Consider the following 5,572-nt stretch of genomic DNA (forward strand, 5'->3'; position numbering starts at 1 on the left):
TATAAAACACAAAAACCCTTACTAAATAATATAGTAAGGGTTTTACAATACCGATTAATTCGGTAAAAAAAGGCGGTGACCTACTCTTCCACAGTTAAGCAGTACCATCGGCGCAAACGGGCTTAACTACTCTGTTCGGAATGGTAAGAGGTGAGCCCCGTCGCTATAACCACCTTAAATTTTGGTTGTTATAAATAATCAACACTAATATTGTTGACATATTGAAAAAATCACATGAATAACTTATATAATAGATTGTAAACTTTATAAAAAAACAGGCGTACAATAAGCCTATGGGTTATTAGTACTACTCGGCTATGACATTACTGCCTTTACACCTATAGCCTATCAACGTGGTAATCTTCCACGACCCTTTAAAGAAATCTCATCTTGTGGTGGGTTTCGCGCTTATATGCTTTCAGCGCTTATCCCTTCCGAACGTAGCTACCCTGCAATGCTCCTGGCGGAACAACAGGTACACCAGAGGTTCGTCCAACTCGGTCCTCTCGTACTAGAGTCAGATCCACTCAAATTTCTAACGCCCACTGTAGATAGAGACCGAACTGTCTCACGACGTTCTGAACCCAGCTCGCGTGCCACTTTAATGGGCGAACAGCCCAACCCTTGGGACCTTCTCCAGCCCCAGGATGTGACGAGCCGACATCGAGGTGCCAAACCCCCCCGTCGATATGAGCTCTTGGGGGAGATCAGCCTGTTATCCCCGGCGTACCTTTTATCCTTTGAGCGATGGCCCTTCCATACGGAACCACCGGATCACTATGCTCTACTTTCGTACCTGATCGACCTGTATGTCTCTCAGTCAAGCTCCCTTATGCCATTGCACTCTACGCACGGTTACCAAGCGTGCTGAGGGAACCTTTAGAAGCCTCCGTTACTCTTTTGGAGGCGACCACCCCAGTCAAACTACCCACCAAGCACTGTCCTTTCATTGAAAGTTAGACTCTAGATAAGCAAAGGGTGGTATTTCAACAATGACTCCACAACGCCTAGCGACGCCACTTCAAAGTCTCCCACCTATCCTACACATTACTTATCCAAAACCAATACTAAGCTATAGTAAAGGTGCACGGGGTCTTTTCGTCCCACAGCGGGTAATCGGCATCTTCACCGATACTACAATTTCACCGAGCTCATGGCTGAGACAGTGTCCAGATCGTTACACCATTCGTGCAGGTCGGAACTTACCCGACAAGGAATTTCGCTACCTTAGGACCGTTATAGTTACGGCCGCCGTTTACTGGGGCTTCATTTGAGATCTTCGAAGTAAACTTCTAAACCCTCCACTTAACCTTCCAGCACCGGGCAGGTGTCAGGCCCTATACATCATCTTTCGATTTAGCAGAGCCCTGTGTTTTTGATAAACAGTCGCCTGGACCTTTTCACTGCGGCCCATCTTACGATGGGCGACCCTTCTCCCGAAGTTACGGGTCTATTTTGCCTAGTTCCTTAGCCATGAATCTCTCGAGCACCTTAGAATTCTCATCCCAACTACCTGTGTCGGTTTAGGGTACGGGCTGCTTCACTTGCTTTTCTTGGAAGTCGATTTGCTAGATTATCACCTTGACCGTAGTCTCAGTGTACTATCGCGGTATTACTACTCGCTTCAACGTACTATTCCGTCAGTACGCACTAACTTTTCGCCTCCGTCACGTTTAGTGTGAGCAGGTACAGGAATATTAACCTGTTGTCCATCCACTACCCCTTTCGGGTTCGCGTTAGGTCCCGACTAACCCTCAGCTGATTAGCATAGCTGAGGAAACCTTAGTCTTTCGGTGTGCGGGTTTCTCGCCCGCATTATCGTTACTTATGCCTACATTTTCTTTTGTAGCTTCTCCAGCATACCTCGCAGTACACCTTCGACGACACTACAATGCTCCCCTACCACTTTTACAAGTCCATAGCTTCGGTAGTATGTTTATGCCCGATTATTATCCATGCCGAACCGCTCGACTAGTGAGCTGTTACGCACTCTTTAAATGAATGGCTGCTTCCAAGCCAACATCCTAGCTGTCTAAGCAGTTCAACCTCGTTTATTCAACTTAACATACATTTGGGGACCTTAGCTGATGGTCTGGGTTCTTTCCCTCTCGGACATGGACCTTAGCACCCATGCCCTCACTGCTGATTAACATTTTATAGCATTCGGAGTTTGTCAGGAATTGGTAGGCGGTGAAGCCCCCGCATCCAATCAGTAGCTCTACCTCTATAAAACTATAAATCAACGCTGCACCTAAATGCATTTCGGGGAGTACGAGCTATTTCCGAGTTTGATTGGCCTTTCACCCCTACCCACAGGTCATCCGAAGACTTTTCAACGTCAACCGGTTCGGGCCTCCACTGTGTGTTACCACAGCTTCACCCTGCCCATGGGTAGATCACACGGTTTCGCGTCTACCACTACTAACTAAAGCGCCCTATTCAGACTCGCTTTCGCTACGGATCCGGACCTGAAGTCCTTAACCTTGCTAGCAACGGTAACTCGTAGGCTCATTATGCAAAAGGCACGCCGTCACCCTAAAGGGCTCCGACCGCTTGTAAGCGTATGGTTTCAGGTTCTATTTCACTCCCTTATTCAGGGTTCTTTTCACCTTTCCCTCACGGTACTAGTTCACTATCGGTCTCTCAGGAGTATTTAGCCTTATCGGATGGTCCCGACTGATTCACACAGGGTTTCACGTGCCCCGCACTACTCAGGATACCACTATCTAAACAATCTTTACTTATACGGGACTATCACCCTCTTTGGTCAGTCTTTCCAAACTGTTCTAATTCATTATGCATCGAATATCGTGGTCCTACAACCCCAGCATTGCCGTAACAATACTGGTTTGGGCTAATCCAATTTCGCTCGCCGCTACTATCGGAATCACTTTTGTTTTCTTCTCCTCCGGGTACTTAGATGTTTCAGTTCTCCGGGTTTGCCTCCTTGCGGATAACATGTCTTCAACATGCTGGGTTGCCCCATTCGGATATCTACGGATCAATTTGTATGTGCCAATCCCCGTAGCTTTTCGCAGCTTATCACGTCCTTCATCGCCTCTGAGAGCCTAGGCATTCCCCATACGCTCTTATTTAGCTTATTGTACTTTTGTCTTTTTAATGAGTTACTATTTAATTTTTAACCCTAAAGCTAAAAATTAAACTTTGTGATTAATTAATAAGCTCGTAAACCCTAATTAATCACTATTATTTCATAAAGAGATAAATCTCTCTATATTATTTCATGTATCTTTTTCAATATGTCAATGAACTTTCTATTTCTTGCCTCAACAAGAAATTTTGTGGAGAATATCGGAGTCGAACCGATGACCTCCTGCGTGCAAGGCAGGCGCTCTAGCCAGCTGAGCTAATCCCCCATTTATTAAGTAGTCAGTTATCAGTTAACAGTTATCAGTTAAATGATGACTTATACGTCAACTTGGGATACTCATCTTCCAGAATTTCCTTTAATTAGTAGTCTCAGGCAGACTCGAACTGCCGACCTCTACATTATCAGTGTAGCGCTCTAACCAGCTGAGCTATGAGACTCTACTTAATTATTATAAAATTAAATTAACAGCAAGAGAATAAATTAATTATTTCCTTTATTATAGAACTTTCCTTATTAGTCGTCTTTCTCTAGAAAGGAGGTGTTCCAGCCGCACCTTCCGGTACGGCTACCTTGTTACGACTTAGCCCTAGTTACCGATTTTACCCTAGGCCGCTCCTTACGGTGACGGACTTCAGGCACTCCCAGCTTCCATGGCTTGACGGGCGGTGTGTACAAGGCCCGGGAACGTATTCACCGCATCATGGCTGATATGCGATTACTAGCGATTCCAGCTTCACGGAGTCGAGTTGCAGACTCCGATCCGAACTGTGATAGGGTTTATAGATTCGCTCCTTCTCGCGAAGTGGCTGCTCTCTGTCCCTACCATTGTAGCACGTGTGTAGCCCAGGACGTAAGGGCCGTGATGATTTGACGTCATCCCCACCTTCCTCACGGTTTGCACCGGCAGTCTTGTTAGAGTTCCCATCTTTACATGCTGGCAACTAACAACAGGGGTTGCGCTCGTTATAGGACTTAACCTGACACCTCACGGCACGAGCTGACGACAACCATGCAGCACCTTGTAAGTAGTCCGAAGAAATAGCTATCTCTAACTAATGCAACTTACATTTAAGCCCTGGTAAGGTTCCTCGCGTATCATCGAATTAAACCACATGCTCCACCGCTTGTGCGGGCCCCCGTCAATTCCTTTGAGTTTCATTCTTGCGAACGTACTCCCCAGGTGGGTCACTTATCACTTTCGCTTAGCCACTCAGACCGAAGTCCGAACAGCTAGTGACCATCGTTTACGGCGTGGACTACCAGGGTATCTAATCCTGTTCGCTCCCCACGCTTTCGTCCATCAGTGTCAATATATTGTTAGTGATCTGCCTTCGCAATTGGTATTCTATGTAATATCTATGCATTTCACCGCTACACTACATATTCTAACCACTTCACAATAATTCAAGATAACCAGTATCAAAGGCAATTCTACAGTTGAGCTGCAGACTTTCACCCCTGACTTAATTATCCACCTACGGACCCTTTAAACCCAATGATTCCGGATAACGCTTGGATCCTCCGTATTACCGCGGCTGCTGGCACGGAGTTAGCCGATCCTTATTCTTACGGTACCGTCAGCCATCTACACGTAGATGGGGTTCTTCCCGTATAAAAGCAGTTTACAACCCATAGGGCAGTCTTCCTGCACGCGGCATGGCTGGATCAGGCTCTCGCCCATTGTCCAATATTCCTCACTGCTGCCTCCCGTAGGAGTCTGGTCCGTGTCTCAGTACCAGTGTGGGGGATCCCCCTCTCAGGGCCCCTATCTATCGTCGCCATGGTGTGCCGTTACCACACCATCTAGCTAATAGAACGCATATTCATCTTTTACCGCCGAAGCTTTAAAGTTATTTCGATGCCAAAACAACTTACTATGGGGTATTAATCTTCATTTCTAAAGGCTATCCCCCTGTAAAAGGTAGATTATATACGCGTTACGCACCCGTGCGCCACTCGTCAGCAAAAGAGCAAGCTCTTCCCTGTTACCGTTCGACTTGCATGTGTTAGGCCTGCCGCTAGCGTTCATCCTGAGCCAGGATCAAACTCTTCATCGTTAAATTTTAAGTCTTACGACTATCTCTTTAACAACTAATAGGAATTATTCTAGTACTCTAAATGATTTATTCTCTTGTTTTATTTTAACCGTTTCCAATTAAAATTTACGCTGTCAATTCAATATGTTAATGAACTTTTTTTCTTTACCTAAACTCGTTTCCTCGTTAAGCGGGTGCAAATATAAAACCCTTTTTTTATTCTCACAAATTTAATTTCAAAAAAATTTATTTATTTTTTCAAACCTAAATTATAATGATAATGAACTTCTGAAACTTGACTCGTTGTCTTTGTTTCGGGGTGCAAATATAAAACCCTTTTTTAATCCCACAACTACTTTTTTAATTTTATTTCTGCCTTTTTTTTAATACCCTTGAAACCACATACATATGAATGCGTTTTTTT

General features: G+C 45.0%; 2 tRNA genes and 3 rRNA genes. All 5 read right to left on the reverse strand.

What is annotated here, in order from left to right:
* Positions 1–67: 67 nt before the first annotated feature.
* A 5S ribosomal RNA gene (rrf, locus tag HNV10_RS16920) occupies positions 68–177 on the reverse strand.
* 104 nt (positions 178–281) lie between these two features.
* Positions 282–3,104 (reverse strand): 23S ribosomal RNA (locus HNV10_RS16925).
* A gap of 199 nt (positions 3,105–3,303) precedes the next feature.
* Positions 3,304–3,377, reverse strand: a tRNA-Ala gene (locus tag HNV10_RS16930).
* A 98-nt stretch (positions 3,378–3,475) separates the two neighbouring features.
* A tRNA-Ile gene (locus HNV10_RS16935) sits at positions 3,476–3,549 on the reverse strand.
* Between the two features lie 94 nt (positions 3,550–3,643).
* Positions 3,644–5,169 (reverse strand): 16S ribosomal RNA (locus tag HNV10_RS16940).
* Together the 16S, 23S and 5S rRNA genes with 2 tRNA genes alongside form the textbook arrangement of a ribosomal RNA operon.
* Positions 5,170–5,572: the final 403 nt, after the last annotated feature.

It is taken from the genome of Winogradskyella litoriviva (assembly GCF_013249065.1).
GTDB lineage: Bacteria > Bacteroidota > Bacteroidia > Flavobacteriales > Flavobacteriaceae > Winogradskyella > Winogradskyella litoriviva.